Here is a 15,495-nt window from a genome sequence, read left to right as displayed (position 1 = left end):
CGCCAATACCCGGGCACTGCCATTGACGAAAAGCACCGGGCAGACTGTCAGAATGGACAATTGGCCGAGATGACGTAGCAGAGATCGTGGATTCCGGGTAATGATCGCTAAAGAGGGTTTCGGCGTATTTCCTTGCGCCGAGGACCCCCACATTTTCCTGTTCAGAGAGTGTAAAAGTCATGCAAAGCCTGTTTACTGAGATATCGAAACGCCTGTCGACACCTATACTCTGGGTATTGTTTTCGGCACTGCTGCTCAGTGGCTGTGCCAGTCCCTCGCTCGAGGACTACGCCGACCGCACGCCAGAGCTGGTCCCTGAAGAGTTCTTTACCGGCGAACTTTCCGCCCGGGGGGTGGTCAAGAATTTTTCCGGTGAGGTGATTCGCACCTTTGATGCGGATATCAGCGCATCATGGGATGACGAGGGCGTAGGCACCCTGGATGAGGTGTTCCGTTTCGATGACGGCGAAGTGCAGACCCGCGTCTGGACCCTGACTCCCGCGGAAGACGGCTACCATGCTGACGCCGGTGACGTGGTTGAACCCGGAACCATGCGTTGGAGTGGCAATGCAATTCACATGAATTATGTGCTCCAGGTGGCCTATGGCGACGGTACCCTGGACGTACGCATGGATGACTGGATGTACCTGATTACGCCCGACACGTTGATCAATCAGACCACCATGAGCAAGTGGGGAATCGACGTGGGCGAGGTGGTTCTGGTCATCCAGAAAAAGTAACAGACGACTAACCTGACCCCGAAATACCTGGAAATCCTATGTGGAAACAGTGGTTGATTGCGTTGGTACTGGTGGCTGTCGCTATCGGCGGCGCCTTTGTGTATCAGAACTTCGATGATGGGACCGCCGCCCAGAGCGGCCGAGAACGCCCCGCCAGCGCCGTTAACACCATGCTTCCGCAGATGGAGGCAGTACGGGATGTGGTCAACGCCGTTGGCAGTCTCAAAGCCCTGAACGCGGTTGAACTGACCACGGAAGTCAGTGGCCGCGTGGTGGAATTGAATCTGGAAACCGGCCGCCGGGTGGGGCAGGGCGACGTCCTGTTGCGGCTTGATGATCGCCAGGCCTGGGCAGACCTGCAGGTGATCGAGGCGCAACTGGCGGATGCCCGCCGACAGCTTGAAAGGGCACAGCGGTTGCGCTCGAACAACAGTATTTCCCAGTCCCAGGTGGATCAACTGAGAACGTCAGTCGATGTCGCCGAGGCACAGCGCCAGTCAGCTCAAGTTCGTCTGGAAAACCACCGGATCGAGGCGCCGTTTGCCGGTGTGGTCGGGCTGAGTGACATCAGCGTCGGTGCCTATATTACTGCCGGGACCTCGGTGACTACCCTGGATACCACCGACCGTATGGAACTGGGCTTTTCGATACCGGAGCGTTTCCTGGGGCAGGTAAGTCTCGGGCAAGAGGTAAGGGGCGCATCGCCGGCCTATCCGGACCAGACCTTTTCCGGTCAGCTGGTGGAGTTGGGTTCCAGGGTCAGTGAGTTGAGCCGTTCGCTGCCTGTCCGGGCACTGATCGATAACCCGGATGGTCTGCTCCGGCCGGGACAGTTCATGTCTGCGACGCTTACACTCCGGCAACGGCAGGCACTGGTAATCCCCGAGCAGGCGGTGATGATCCGGGGTGATGAACAATATGTGTTTGTGGCTGAAGACGGTGTGGCCCGGCGGGTTTCGGTGAGCCTGGGGTCGCGCATGCCCGGTTTTGTGGAAGTTTCGAGCGGTTTGAGCCAGGAAGACCCGGTGATCGTGACCGGTCAGGACCGGCTCAGCAGTGGGGACCGGGTTCGGGTATTGGAAGACGACAAAGCCATTCCCGAGAATCGTTTTATTACGGCCAGGGAGTCGTAACCGGTGGTCCTCTCTGACGTCTCCATCAAGCGGCCGGTGTTCGCTACGGTCCTCAGTCTTCTGATCGTTGTGTTCGGTCTGGCAGCCCTGATGGGCCTGCCGGTGCGCGAGTACCCGGATATTGACCCACCCGTTGTTTCCATCTCCACCGACTACACCGGCGCGGCGGCCGAGGTGGTAGACACCCAGATTACCCAGGTGATCGAGGGTGCCATCAGTGGCATTGAGGGTATTCGGTCGATCGAATCATCCACCGAGCAGGGCGAGTCCCGAACCAGTATTGAATTTACCACGGCGCGGGATGTGGATATTGCCGCCAATGATGTCCGCGATGCGGTGTCCCGGGTGGCGAACCAGCTGCCAGACGAAGCCGATCCACCGGTGGTGCGCAAGGCGGATTCCGATGCACGCCCGATGATGTGGGTGACCCTGCGCAGTGATGTCTGGGACAGTGCCGAATTGAGTGACTTTGCCGACCGGGTCCTGGCGGACAGGTTGTCGGTACTCGATGGTGTTGCCGACGTGCGTATTGGCGGCGAACGGCGCTATGCCATCCGGGTCTGGCTGGACCGCGAACGTCTTGCGGCCCGGGATATCACCGTGGCGGAAGTGGAACGGGCCCTGCGTGCCAACAACGTGGAGCTGCCTGCAGGATCGGTGGATTCGTCCACCCGGAATTTCACCGTGCGGGCCGAGGGCCGGCTGTCGAACGTGGAACAGTTCCGGGAGCTTGTGGTTCGCCGGGATGGTAATGATCTGTTGCGCCTGGGCGAGGTGGCCAATGTCCAGATGGGTGTGGAGTCGGATGTGAGCCGCCTGCGCGCCAATGGCCAGACCGCCATCGGCATGGGGATTATCCGCCAGTCCAAGGCCAACACCGTTGCGGTTTCCGATGCCGTCCGCGCCGAGCTGGAGAAGATCCGGGAGACACTGCCACCGGAAGTCACCATCGCGGAAAGCTACGACGAATCCATTTTCATCCGGGCTTCCATCAAGGAAGTGGTCACCACGCTCGCCATTGCGGTGTCACTGGTTATCCTGGTTATTTTCCTGTTCCTGCGCTCCTGGCGGGCGACCCTCATTCCCGCGGTGACCATTCCGGTTGCGGTGATTGGTGCCTTTATCGGTCTGGGCTTCCTGGGTTTTTCCATCAACGTACTGACCCTGCTGGCGGTGATTCTTGCCATCGGCCTGGTGGTGGACGATGCCATCGTGATGCTGGAAAACATCCAGCGCCGGATTGACGAGGGCGAGCCCCCGTTGCTTGCCGCCTACCGGGGCGCGAAGCAGGTTGCCTTCGCCGTGATTGCGACCACTCTGACCCTGGTGGCGGTGTTCGTCCCCATCTCCTTCATGGGCGGCAACATTGGCCGGTTGTTTGCCGAATTCGGCTTTACCCTGGCGGCGGCAGTGGTGTTTTCGAGCCTCGTGGCCCTGACCCTGGCGCCGATGCTGTGTTCCAAGTGGCTCAGGCACAGCCCCGAATCGGCAGAAGGTCATCGGCTCTGGGCCGCCAGTGAAAAGGTCCTGAATGGCCTGACCAATGGTTATCGCAGGTTGTTGGAGTTTTCCCTGAGGCAGCCGGGATTGTTACTGGGCCTTGGACTTGTCGGGCTGGTCATTGCCGCCGTGGTGTATCCGAAATTGCCTCAGGAGCTGGCGCCGACCGAAGACCGTGCCGTGATTATCATGCCCACCAGCGCGCCCCGTGGCTCAACGGTGGAATACACCGACCACTACGTTCGGCAAGTGGAAGAAACACTGCTCCCGTATCTGGACGAGGGGATAGCCAACCGTTTGCTTGCTATCGTCGGATTCCGCAATGAAGAGGACAACGCGTTCATGATCATAGGCCTGGTGCCCTGGGAAGATCGGGAGATCAAGCAGCAGGAAGTGACCAGCGAAATCCGCAAAAAGTTGGCCGATGTGTCCGGCATTCGAACCGTGGCCGTGAACCCGCCGGGTCTGGGTCAGCGGGGGTTCAGCCAGGCCGTGGAGTTTGTGGTGGCCGGCCCGGACTACGAATCGGTGCAGGCCTGGAGCCAGGAGATAGTGGAGCGGGCCAAGGAAAACCCCAATCTTCAGGACCTGGATACCGATTTCGAGCTGACCCGGCCGGAACTGCGGGTAAACATCGACCGGGAGCGGGCCGCGGATTTGGATATCACGGTGGAAGACGTGGGCCTCACCTTGCAGACCATGCTGGCTTCCCGGCAGGTAACCACTTACATCGATCGAGGCCGGGAATACGATGTAATCATTCAGGCGGAAGACGCCAACCGGGCAACGCCCGAAGACCTGGGCCAGATTTTCCTGCGGCCCCGGGAGGGCGGTAACCTGATCCCATTGCAGGCACTGGTTTCCGTGCAGGAAATCGGGGCCAACCCGGACCTCCGCCGCATCGACCGCCTGCCCGCTGTGGTGATCAGTGCGTCTTTGGCGGATGGTTACGACCTGGGTTCGGCATTGACCTACCTGAACAACCTGGCTGTGGATAACCTGCCGCCGGAAGCCCGCGTCAGTTACAAGGGCCTGAGCCGGGAATTCCAGGAATCCTCGGCGGCAATCTACGTTACCTTTGCGCTGGCTTTCGTCATCGTGTTCCTGGTGTTGGCAGCCCAGTTTGAAAGCTGGATACATCCGTTGATTATCATGCTGTCGGTGCCGCTGGCGGTAACCGGGGCTCTCCTGGCGCTCTGGTGGACGGGTATCAGTCTGAACATCTATAGCCAGATCGGCATCATCATGTTGCTGGGATTGATGGCCAAGAACGGGATACTGATCGTGGAGTTCGCCAACCAGCTCCGGGACAAGGGTTACGAGGTGCGGGAGGCGATTCTCGAAGGCGCCTGTCTGCGTTTCCGTCCGGTATTGATGACTACCATATCGACGATTTTCGGTGCCGTGCCACTGGTCATTGCCACCGGTGCGGGAGCCGAGAGTCGGGCTGCGATTGGTATGGTCATTCTGGGCGGGCTGATCTTCGCCACCACGCTGACCCTGTTCATCATTCCGGTGCTCTACAACCTGTTGGCCCGGTTTGCCAAGTCTTCCAATGCGGTGGAAAAAGAACTGGAACGTCAGGCGTCCGGACAGGCGGGTGGCACGGGATTGGCCGCCGCGCCACAGAAACGCGCCGACGATTTCTGACTCACCGGATGATTACAGGGTGGCCGGGAACTCCAGCTGGCCGCCAAACATCTCATCCGGGTGTATGTCGACGCAGAAGACCTGTTGCCCCGGCAGCATTGTTGACAGGGTGACGGTACGTTTTGCGTCCGGCAGACCGACATAGGGCCGACAGCTGCTGATGTGCTGGGGCCGTTCCAGGGCATTCCGGAAGTACTCCCGGTGGGTCCATTGAGCACCGGCGGAATGATACAGCGGATTGAACTTTCCGCGATGAATGTCCGGATTGGCGCGGGCAAGGTTGCCTTGCTGGATGCCCTTTGGATTGAGCAGGAAGCAGCGTTTTACGCCATCCACTTCCAACAGCTTGTTGCAGGCGGTGCTGAACGGCAGCTCCCGGCTCAGGGAATGGCAGGCTTCGAGAATTTCGAAACGCAGAAGTCGGAAATAACTCTCCTGATCCCGTATGTCCTGGGCTGATGACTCGCTGGAATCGGCAATGATCCGTTTTAACGCCTGTTCGGTCAGCTCCGGCTCGTGTTGTTTCAGGTTGGACGGCCTTGCGAACAGGAAACCCTGCAGAAGATCGGCCTCCGTTTGCAGGGCAATGTGAGCCTGGGTGTGGTTCTCGATCCCTTCCAGAAGCACGAGGCTGCCGCTTTCGCGGATCATCTTGACCAGACTCTCCAGCAGCATTCGGGCGCGACTGTTGTTCTCGGCGTTTACCAATAGGCTCCGGTCGAGTTTCACAATGAGCGGATTGATGCGCCACAGGCGCTCAAAATTGGAATCGCCCATACCGAAATCGTCGATAGCGATCTGAAAGCCGTGTGCTTTGGCCTTGAGGATGAATTCCAGAAGTGCGGTCGGGTTGTCGGACGCGGTTTCGACCAGTTCCAGAACCACTTTCTCGGGATCGATTCCGCTACGCTGGCATTGCAGAGCAAGCTTTTCCAGGGAGGCTTCCGGATGGATGCAGGTACCGGGATTGATATTCAGGAACAGCCAGACGGCCTGGGAGCTGGCCGCAAAGTTGTCCAGATGGAGCTGCAACAGGTGCCGATCCAGCTCCGGTGTCTGGTTGTTTTTTTCGGCCTGTTCGAAAAGCGTAAACGGAGAGATGCTTTCATTGTTCTTTCTGACCCGGACCAATGCCTCATAGCCAACCAGTTTTCGATGGGTTGGGCTCAGGATCGGCTGGTAAACAGAACTGAAATCATAGTCGTCGATGATCTTGGGAGTCCTGGATATTTCGGCTCCGCGATAGATGCGCCTTGGAAGTCGGACTACGCTGCTCATGGTCAGGAACCTTTATAGTGCCAATAATCCAGCCATCCTGGCCTGATAAAATAGTGTCTGAACAAGGAGACCAAGCGAATTGCGTACCAGACGGCCAAAAATCAAGCGTTTAACTATGCTTAACCCCGTCAAATAAATGAACATGATTGCCGCTTTCTACGCTGCCGCACCGGATCCGGGCAGATTTTCGGTCGCAATGCCGGCAACGCACCAAAACAGGGTTTCTTGATGCCATCGAAAAGTCAGTTCCGTTTGCTTGGCCAACGCCGGTTCCTGCCGTTTTATCTGACTCAGTTCTCTGGCGCCTTCAACGACAATCTGTTCAAGAACGCGCTGCTGCTGCTGATCACCTACAGTGCCGGCGGTTTGATGGGGTTGTCGGTGAATGTGGTGGTTAACCTGGCCGCTTTCCTCTTCATACTGCCGTTTTTCCTGTTTTCGGGTATTGCCGGCGAGATGGCGGATCGCTACGAAAAATCCCGGATTATCCGGAATGTGAAGCTGGCGGAAATTGTCATCATGGCCGTTGCCGCATTCGGACTGTGGTTCGGCTGGTACGAGTTGTTGCTGGTTCTGCTGTTCCTGATGGGTACCCAGTCCACGTTCTTCGGTCCGGTGAAATACGCGATCCTGCCCCAGGTGTTGGCGGACGATGAGCTGGTGGGCGGCAATGGCCTGGTTGGTATGGGCACGTTTGTGGCGATTCTTCTGGGCACCATTGCGGCGGGGCTTTTGATGGGCTTTGAGATGGCCGCCCGGCTGACGGCGGTTGCCGTTTTTGTCATGGCGGTGTTCGGCTATCTGGCGGCGCGTCAGGTTCCGGTGACCGAATCCGATGGTTCCGGTGTCAATGTCCGTTTTCGACCGGTGCTCGAAACCTGGAGACTGATGGCTCTGGCGGCCGAGCGCCGGCAGGTGTTGCTGGCGGTGCTGACCATCTCCTGGTTCTGGTTCCTTGGAGCCGCCTATCTGACCCAGTTTCCCAATTTTGCCCGCACCAACCTCTTGGGTGACGAGACCGTGGTGACCCTGTTATTGGCCATGTTTACGATCGGCATTTCTATCGGCTCCATGATGTGCGAGCGACTCACCAAACACCGCATTACCCTTTCACCCGTGCCCTGGGGCGCCCTGGGGCTGAGCCTGTTCGGAATAGACCTGTATTTTGCGGTGCCGGATGATCCCATGGCCTCCACCTGGTGGACCCTGTTGACCGATCCTGTCTATCTGAGGGTTTTGATGGATCTGGTCGGTATCGGGATTTGCGGCGGTCTTTTCATCGTGCCTCTGTACGCCTTTATCCAGCACGAAACGCCACGGACCAAACGTGCCCGTATCATTGCTGCGCTGAATGTCATTAATGCGTTGTTCATGGTGGTGAGTGCCCTGGCCGGAATTGTGGTGCTTGGTGTGTTGGAGGTAAGCATTCCGGGGTTTTTCCTCCTGCTCTCGCTCCTGAACGGGTTGGTGTTGCTGGTGGTCTGGCGGCTTCGACTAAAAACAGTCCGCAGTTCTGTGGATAATTAGTTGGACAACCTACGGAAAGCCTCTGGATTACTTTCTGTAAAATTAAATAAAACAATAGCTTAGGTGTTTTTTAGGGTGATTAATAAGTAGTCTTGCATGTGGATAACTTTCTTGAAAACTTTTCTGAGAAGAGTGATCCAAACCCATGAAAAGCCGTATGTTTCGGTTTTCCACTATCCATTTAACGCTCGGAAAAGTCCCCTTTGAGCCCTGACCAGGCCACTGCCGCTTTCAACGTGGTTCGTCTCTGGTTAAAATTTGCACATCCTGACTGCAATTTCCCGGGTGAAGCGTTATACTCGCCGCCCGATTTTATCCCCCGATTTCCGAGGTGAGCTGTGGATTTTCCGACCCGTTTCGATGTCATTGTCATTGGTGGTGGCCATGCCGGTACCGAGGCCGCGCTGGCGGCTGCGCGCATGGGTTCCCAGACCCTGCTGCTGACCCACAACATTGAGACCTTGGGCCAGATGTCCTGCAACCCGGCCATCGGCGGTATTGGTAAAAGCCATCTGGTAAAAGAAATCGATGCGCTTGGTGGTGCCATGGCCGAGGCCACGGACAAGGCTGGCATCCAGTTCCGGGTCCTTAACAGTCGCAAGGGACCGGCCGTGCGCGCCACCCGTGCCCAGGCTGACCGTGTGCTTTACAAGGCCGCCATCCGCCATACCCTGGAAAGCCAGCCGAACCTGACACTGTTCCAGCAGGCGGCGGACGATCTGATTGTGGAAAACGACCAGGTGACCGGTGTCGTGACCCAGACCGGTATTCGCTTCAACGCCAGGACCGTGGTGCTTACCACCGGTACTTTCCTGGGCGGCGTTATTCACATTGGTATGCAGCACCATGCCGGCGGCCGTGCCGGTGATGCGCCGGCCAATGCCCTGGCACAGCGCTTGCGGGAACTTCCGTTCAACGTTGGTCGCCTTAAAACCGGCACGCCGCCTCGCATCGACGCCCGGTCTGTGGATTTCTCGGTAATGCAGGAGCAGTGGGGGGACGACCCCACCCCGGTGATGTCCTTTATCGGCAGCCGTAGCCAGCACCCGGAACAGGTGTGCTGCTACGTGACCCGGACTACCGAACAGACCCACGATATTATCCGCAGCGGTTTCGACCGTTCGCCGATGTTTGCCGGCAGCATCGAAGGTGTGGGCCCCCGCTACTGCCCGTCGATTGAGGATAAGGTAAACCGCTTTGCCGACAAGGATTCACACCAGATCTTTGTAGAACCGGAAGGCCTGACCACCAACGAGCTCTACCCGAACGGGATTTCCACCAGCCTGCCGTTTGATATCCAGTTGGCGGCGGTGCGTTCGATTCCCGGTTTTGAAAATGCCCATATCACCCGGCCGGGTTACGCCATCGAATACGACTACCTGAATCCGCAGGACCTGCGCCATACCCTGGAAACCAAGTTTATCCAGGGCCTGTATTTTGCCGGCCAGATCAACGGCACCACCGGCTATGAAGAAGCGGGCGCCCAGGGCCTGCTGGCCGGGATCAACGCTGCCCTGCGGTCGCAGGAAAAAGACGAGTGGTACCCGCGTCGGGACGAGGCTTACCTGGGTGTGCTGGTGGATGACTTGATCACCATGGGCACGTCCGAGCCCTATCGCATGTTTACCAGCCGCGCCGAGTATCGCCTGATCCTGCGCGAGGACAACGCCGATCTGCGTCTGACTGAAACCGGTCGCAAGCTCGGCCTGGTTAATGATGAGCGCTGGCAGAAGTTCAATGACAAGCGCGAAGCGATCGCCACCGAGCGTAGCCGCCTCGAGGCCACCCGGATTCACCCGAATACCGAGGCCGGTGAGCGCGCCAACGGCTTTCTCAAGCAGCCGATGACCCGTGATCAGTCCCTGGCAGAGCTGCTGCGCCGGCCCGAGATTGTCTACAGCCACATTGCCGAGATCGGTGCCGAGAAAGCCGAAGATCCGGTGGTCGCCGATCAGGTGGAAATCGAGATCAAGTACGAGGGTTATATTTCCCGTCAGACGGACGAGATCGAGCGGCTCCGTAAAAACGAGAACACCGCCCTGCCGGTGGATCTGGATTATGACGTCATCGGCGGCCTGTCCAACGAGATCAAGCAAAAGCTCAAGACCGTGCGGCCGGAAACCGTGGCTCAGGCCTCACGTATCCAGGGTGTGACCCCGGCGGCGGTGAGCCAGATCCTGGTGCACCTGAAAAAGCGCGACCTGCTGCGCAAACAGTCGGCCTGATCCGCGCCCATGACCAAGTCACTCTGGCACGGCCAGCTCCGGGATGGACTGGCCACGATGGGCCTGTCCCTGGATGAGGATCGGCAGGAAAAGCTGCTGGCTTTTCTAGGCCTGCTTAACAAGTGGAACCGGGCTTACAACCTCACGGCTGTGCGTGATGAGCGTGTGATGGTGTCCCGGCAACTGCTCGACAGCCTGAGCATTCTGCCGTGGGTAACGACGGACCATCTTCTGGATGTGGGCGCCGGCGGCGGCCTGCCCGGTATTCCCCTGGCGATCGCCCTGCCCGAAAAACGCTTTACCCTGCTCGACAGCAACGGCAAGAAGACCCGCTTTCTCAACCAGTGTGTGCTGGAGCTCGGCCTGAAAAATGTCGAGGTTGTTCACGGGCGCGCGGAAGATTGCAATCCTCCGGAACCCTTCAGCCAGATCAGTAGCCGAGCCTTTACCGCGCTCGAGAATCTGGTGAGCTGGTGCGGCGATCTGTTGGCAAATGAGGGTGAGTTCCTTGCCATGAAAGGTCAGTTTCCGGATGATGAAGTGTCTGCCCTTCCGGCTGGCTGGCAGGTAACATCCAGCCATTCCCTGGACGTACCGGGCGCCGATGGCGACCGCCACCTGCTGGTGATCGCCCGGACCGTGAATTCCCGGTAGTTTGGCAGTCCAATTTCTGAACCGGTAACCCATAAACAAGGAGGCAGGACATGGCGCGCGTGATTGCAGTGACCAATCAGAAAGGCGGTGTGGGCAAAACCACCACCTGCGTCAACCTTGCTGCCTCCCTGGCCGCCACCAAGCGTCGGGTGCTGCTGGTGGATATGGATCCCCAGGGCAACGCCACCATGGGCAGTGGTGTGGATAAAAACGCCCTGGAACTGTCTGGCTACGACATGCTGACCAAGCGCGCCAGTGCCGCCGAGGTGATCATTCCCGCCGAGGCTTCCGGCTTCGATATCCTTCCGGCCAACGGTGACCTGACGGCGGCCGAAGTGGAACTGATGAACGAAATTGGTCGCGAACACCGCCTGAGACTGGCGTTGAACACCGTTCGTGATAATTACGATTACATCCTCATCGATTGTCCACCATCGCTCAGCCTGTTGACGGTGAATGCCCTCTCGGCGGCAGACTCTGTGCTGATTCCCATGCAATGCGAGTACTATGCATTGGAAGGATTGGCCGCGCTGATGAACACCGTTGAGCAGATTCAGGAAACGGTCAATCCAAATCTGCAGGTGGAAGGCATTCTGCGTACCATGTACGACCCTCGCAACAGCCTTACCCTGGACGTTTCCGGCCAGCTGAGCGAGTACTTTGGCGACAAGGTGTATCGTGCAGTGATTCCCCGCAATGTCCGTCTGGCCGAAGCCCCCAGCTATGGGGTTCCGGCCCTGAAATACGACCGCGCCTCCAAGGGTGCGATCGCCTACCTGGCCCTGGCCGGCGAAATGGTACGCCGCCACGGTTCAAAAAAGACATCCGCGCCGGTTGCGGTGTAACATACCGCCCTGTCACTCACTTAAGCACAACGATATTCAACGGGAAGAATGACTGACACCATGGCGGCGAAGAAACGAGGTTTGGGTGAACGCGGACTGGGCGCCCTGCTGGCGGGCTCCAAGGTCAATCTTGACCAGGAGCTGAAAGACCACGACGGTGAGCTCCGCGAAGTTCCCATTGATCTGATCCAGCGCGGCCGGTACCAGCCCCGGCGCGACATGGACCCCGCCGCCCTGCAGGAACTGGCGGATTCCATCCGCCAACAAGGCGTGATGCAGCCGGTGGTGGTTCGTCCCATCGCTGAAGGCCGTTACGAGCTGATCGCCGGTGAGCGCCGCTGGCGGGCTACCCAGATGGCCGGCCTGGACAGCATCCCTGCCATCATCCGGGATGTCCCCGATGAAGCCGCCATCGCCATGGCGCTGATCGAGAACATCCAGCGTGAGAACCTCAATCCTATTGAAGAAGCTTTCGCTCTTCAGCGCCTGCAGGACGAGTTTGGCCTGACTCAGGCTCAGGTGGCCGAAGCCGTGGGCAAATCCCGTACGACTATTACCAACCTGCTTCGACTGATCGGTTTGTCCGAAGACGTTCGTATTATGCTCGAGCATGGCGATCTGGAAATGGGCCATGGCCGGGCAATGCTGACCCTGGCGCCGGAACTGCAGATGCAGGTGGCCAAACAGGTGGTGGCCAAATCCCTGTCGGTTCGCCAGACTGAAGCCCTCGTACGACGGGTGCAACAGGAAACACCGGACAGCAAATCCCGGAAAAAGGGAGTGGTGGACCCCAACATTCGCGCGCTCCAGGATGATCTGGCGGAGCGATTGGGTGCACGAGTGTCGATCGATCATGGCCAGCGTGGCAAAGGCAAGCTGGTGATCGAGTACAGTTCCCTCGACGAACTCGACGGCATCCTGGGACACATCAAATAAAATCGTCGGGGTTTTGTGGGTCGTCCGACCCCCCTACGAAAGTTCGTATCTGGTTATGTACACAACATGTAGTGGTGAAAAACTGAACGGCCGTCTATTTGTGACGAAATTTGCCAAAACCCAGTTATTACGCCGCTTTTGACGGATCAGCCGGTTCCCGGTTTTGTTGATTCGTGCACATTGAACACATATAATCTGCGGCGCTCGTGTCGGTGTATTTGCTTACTTTTTAAACGACATCGACCGAAAAGCACCGTACTTCCGGAACGAACATGACGAAGGCAGCTTCAGGCGGCATTGGCCGTCCACCCATCGCACGATGGTTTGTTATAGAGAGTGTGGTACTTGTCTTCGTCAGCCTGGCGTTTCTCTTGCGAGGCGAGGTTTCCGGTTATTCAGCGCTGCTGGGTGGACTTATCTTTCTGATCCCCCATGGTTATTTTGCGCTCAAGGCATTCCGCTACGCCGGCGCGCGGTCTGCCAAGAAGATCATGACGTCTTTTTATCAGGGTGAGGCCGGCAAGCTCATCCTGTGCGCCATCCTCTTCACGATGGTGTTCAAATGGATTCAGCCGCTTGATATTGCGGCACTTTTTTTAACATTTGCGATCATGCTGGTCACCAACTGGTTGACACCGCTTCTGGCGGGCAGCAATACGCAGCAAAGCTAACTGGACCTGGGAAACCGTTATGGCAGGAAGTGCATCCGAATATATCCAGCATCACCTCCAGAACCTCACCTACGGTAAACTTCCGGCAGGCTATGAGCGTGCCGACGGTACCGTACTTCAAGATGCAACCTGGACGCTGGCTCACACCGGCAGGGAAGCATCCGACATGGGCTTCTGGGCTCTGCACATCGATTCACTGGGCTGGGCAGTCGCCCTCGGTGCCCTGTTCCTGTTTATTTTCCGCTTGGCCGCCAAGCGCGCTACCTCAGACCAGCCCGGCGGGCTCCAGAACTTTGTTGAAGTGATGGTTGAGTTTGTCGATCAGAGCGTCAAGGAAACCTTCCACGGCAAAAACAAGGTGATTGCGCCGCTGTCGCTGACCATCTTCTGCTGGGTATTCCTGATGAACCTGATGGACCTGGTGCCCGTGGACTTCCTGCCCCAGCTGTTCCACCTGATGGGTCTGGAATACATGAAGGTCGTTCCGACTACGGATGTGAACGTTACTCTGGGCATGTCCCTGTCCGTATTCGCTCTGATCATCTATTACAGCCTGAAAGTGAAGGGCGTGGGTGGCTTCGTTGGTGAGCTGACCCTGCACCCCTTCTCTTCAGACAATCTGTTCCTGAAGATTTTGCTTGTCCCGATCAACTTCCTGCTGGAAGGCGTGAGCCTGATCGCCAAGCCGATCTCACTGGCGCTGCGTCTGTTTGGTAACCTGTACGCAGGCGAGCTGATCTTTATCCTGATTGCACTGCTGCCGTTCTGGGCACAGTGGGCACTGTCTGTACCCTGGGCGATTTTCCACATTCTGGTTATCACCCTGCAGGCATTCATCTTTATGATGTTGACGATCGTGTACCTGAGCATGGCTCACGAAGACAGTCACTGATCGGACACCATTAAGCCGTAGTTCTAAACCCTAAACCCTTAAACTGAAAAACCTAACTGAAAACTGGGAGTTATCATGGAAACTGTAGTTGGAATGACCGCTATTGCCGTTGCACTGCTGATTGGCCTGGGTGCCCTGGGTACTGCGATTGGCTTTGGTATCCTCGGTGGCAAGTTCCTGGAAGGCGCTGCGCGTCAGCCGGAAATGACCCCGATGCTGCAGGTTAAAATGTTCATCGTTGCAGGTCTGCTGGACGCCGTAACCATGATCGGTGTTGGTATCGCACTGTTCTTCACTTTCGCCAACCCGTTTGTCGGCCAGATCGCCGGTTAATCGAGTCGCCAGAGCCGGGGTTTTGCCCCGGTCAGATGATTCTTAACAAAACAGGCGAGAGGTGAAGACGTGAACATTAATTTGACGATGATTGGTCAAGCCATCGCGTTCTTTATCTTTGTCGTCTTCTGCATGAAGTACGTGTGGCCGCCAATCATGGCCGCACTGCAGGAGCGTCAAAAGAAGATCGCTGACGGACTGGCTGCCTCAGACCGCGCTGCGCGCGATCTGGAACTGGCTCAGGAAAAGTCAGCTCAGGAACTGCGTGAAGCCAAGCAGCAAGCTGCTGGTCTGATTGAACAGGCCAACAAGCGCGCGGCTCAGATTGTGGAAGCATCCAAGGATGACGCCCGCAAGGAAGGCCAGAAGCTGATTGAGCAGGCCAAGGCCGAAATTGAACAGGAGCGGAATCAGGCTCGTGACGCTTTGCGTGCAGAAATTGCCAGCATTGCCGTTGCCGGTGCCGAGAAGATCCTGGAAACCTCTGTCGATGCCTCCAAGCACAACGAGATGTTGGAAAAACTGGCGGCAGAACTTTAAACGACGAGGTTCATCATGGCAGAACTGAGAACGCTGGCCCGTCCCTACGCAAAGGCAGCATTTAGTGCCGCTCAGGAGCATGAACAGCTGGCTGAGTGGTCCAAGGTGCTGACGATCGCCGGGCAGGTCACCGCGAACAAAGACATTCGACAGCTTCTCGCGAATCCGGGTCTGGAAGAGCAGAAGAAGGCTGAACTGATTCTGGAGGTCGCTGAAGATGGCGTCACCGATCAGGTCCGCAACTTTTTCGCAGTACTGGCTGAAAACCGCCGGCTGACTCTTCTTCCTGAGATTGCAGCGCTCTTCAACACGTACCGGGCTGATCTGGAGCGCACTGTTGATATCGAAGTTACCGCGGCTTTCGAGCTGACGGACGAACAGCAACAGAAGCTCGCCCAGGCACTTTCGAAGAAACTCGAGCGGCAAGTGTCACTCGCAGCGTCATTGGACAAGTCTCTGATTGGCGGCGTGATTATTCGCACCGGCGATCTGGTCATTGACGCATCTGTACGCGGAAAGCTGACCAAGCTGGCCGACGCTCTGGGCTCCTGATTTCAGCACAAGGTTTGAG

Annotated in this window: 14 protein-coding genes; 13 read left to right on the top strand and 1 reads right to left on the bottom strand. The window is 57.6% G+C overall.

What is annotated here, in order from left to right:
- The first annotated feature begins 179 nt into the window (after positions 1–179).
- Genes HP15_RS18275 through HP15_RS18265 form a run of 3 tightly spaced genes read left to right on the top strand, consistent with a single transcriptional unit; the run spans position 180 to position 5,023 of the window.
- Positions 180–740, top strand: coding sequence for a DUF3833 domain-containing protein (locus HP15_RS18275; protein ID WP_008172557.1), 561 nt, complete (start codon positions 180–182; stop codon positions 738–740).
- 38 nt (positions 741–778) lie between these two features.
- The gene (locus HP15_RS18270) at positions 779–1,873 is read left to right on the top strand and encodes an efflux RND transporter periplasmic adaptor subunit (RefSeq protein WP_014578831.1); all 1,095 of its coding nucleotides are present in this window, start codon (positions 779–781) and stop codon (positions 1,871–1,873) included.
- Between the two features lie 3 nt (positions 1,874–1,876).
- Positions 1,877–5,023, top strand: coding sequence for an efflux RND transporter permease subunit (locus HP15_RS18265; protein ID WP_014578830.1), 3,147 nt, complete (start codon positions 1,877–1,879; stop codon positions 5,021–5,023).
- 12 nt (positions 5,024–5,035) lie between these two features.
- Here the strand turns inward: HP15_RS18265 and HP15_RS18260 are convergent, their stop codons facing one another.
- Positions 5,036–6,301: an EAL domain-containing protein gene (locus HP15_RS18260; RefSeq protein WP_014578829.1), complete on the bottom strand. Its 1,266-nt coding sequence runs from the start codon at positions 6,299–6,301 to the stop codon at positions 5,036–5,038.
- Between the two features lie 228 nt (positions 6,302–6,529).
- On the opposite strand from HP15_RS18260, the gene HP15_RS18255 reads away from it, so the two are divergent.
- From HP15_RS18255 to HP15_RS18210, 10 genes are all read left to right on the top strand, one after another.
- Positions 6,530–7,828 (top strand): MFS transporter, encoded by a 1,299-nt coding sequence (locus tag HP15_RS18255; protein WP_014578828.1) that lies wholly within the window; start codon positions 6,530–6,532, stop codon positions 7,826–7,828.
- A 338-nt stretch (positions 7,829–8,166) separates the two neighbouring features.
- Positions 8,167–10,053 (top strand): tRNA uridine-5-carboxymethylaminomethyl(34) synthesis enzyme MnmG, encoded by a 1,887-nt coding sequence (mnmG, locus tag HP15_RS18250; protein WP_008172567.1) that lies wholly within the window; start codon positions 8,167–8,169, stop codon positions 10,051–10,053.
- Between the two features lie 9 nt (positions 10,054–10,062).
- Positions 10,063–10,707, top strand: a complete 645-nt coding sequence (gene rsmG, locus HP15_RS18245; RefSeq protein ID WP_008172570.1) for a 16S rRNA (guanine(527)-N(7))-methyltransferase RsmG — start codon at positions 10,063–10,065, stop codon at positions 10,705–10,707.
- 50 nt (positions 10,708–10,757) lie between these two features.
- Complete coding sequence (locus tag HP15_RS18240; protein WP_008172572.1) at positions 10,758–11,552, top strand: ParA family protein; 795 nt, start codon at positions 10,758–10,760, stop codon at positions 11,550–11,552.
- Positions 11,553–11,612: 60 nt separating this feature from the next.
- Positions 11,613–12,488, top strand: a complete 876-nt coding sequence (locus HP15_RS18235) for a ParB/RepB/Spo0J family partition protein (RefSeq protein WP_039881967.1) — start codon at positions 11,613–11,615, stop codon at positions 12,486–12,488.
- A 272-nt stretch (positions 12,489–12,760) separates the two neighbouring features.
- Complete coding sequence (locus HP15_RS18230; protein WP_008172578.1) at positions 12,761–13,159, top strand: F0F1 ATP synthase subunit I; 399 nt, start codon at positions 12,761–12,763, stop codon at positions 13,157–13,159.
- Positions 13,160–13,178: 19 nt separating this feature from the next.
- On the top strand, positions 13,179–14,051 hold the full coding sequence (gene atpB / locus HP15_RS18225) for a F0F1 ATP synthase subunit A (RefSeq protein ID WP_008172580.1): 873 nt from the start codon (positions 13,179–13,181) through the stop codon (positions 14,049–14,051).
- 75 nt (positions 14,052–14,126) lie between these two features.
- Entirely contained in the window at positions 14,127–14,384 is a 258-nt protein-coding gene (gene atpE / locus HP15_RS18220) for a F0F1 ATP synthase subunit C (RefSeq protein WP_012138088.1), read from the top strand.
- Between the two features lie 69 nt (positions 14,385–14,453).
- Positions 14,454–14,924, top strand: coding sequence for a F0F1 ATP synthase subunit B (locus HP15_RS18215; RefSeq protein ID WP_008172587.1), 471 nt, complete (start codon positions 14,454–14,456; stop codon positions 14,922–14,924).
- A 15-nt stretch (positions 14,925–14,939) separates the two neighbouring features.
- Positions 14,940–15,476 carry a F0F1 ATP synthase subunit delta gene (locus HP15_RS18210; RefSeq protein WP_008172588.1) on the top strand — a complete coding sequence of 179 codons (537 nt, stop codon included), beginning with the start codon at positions 14,940–14,942 and terminating at the stop codon, positions 15,474–15,476.
- The last annotated feature ends 19 nt before the right edge of the window (positions 15,477–15,495 follow it).

The organism is Marinobacter adhaerens HP15 (genome assembly GCF_000166295.1).
GTDB classification, from domain to species: domain Bacteria; phylum Pseudomonadota; class Gammaproteobacteria; order Pseudomonadales; family Oleiphilaceae; genus Marinobacter; species Marinobacter adhaerens.
The sequence above is the reverse complement of the archived record's forward strand: the minus strand, read 5'-3'. Positions and strand labels throughout refer to the sequence as shown.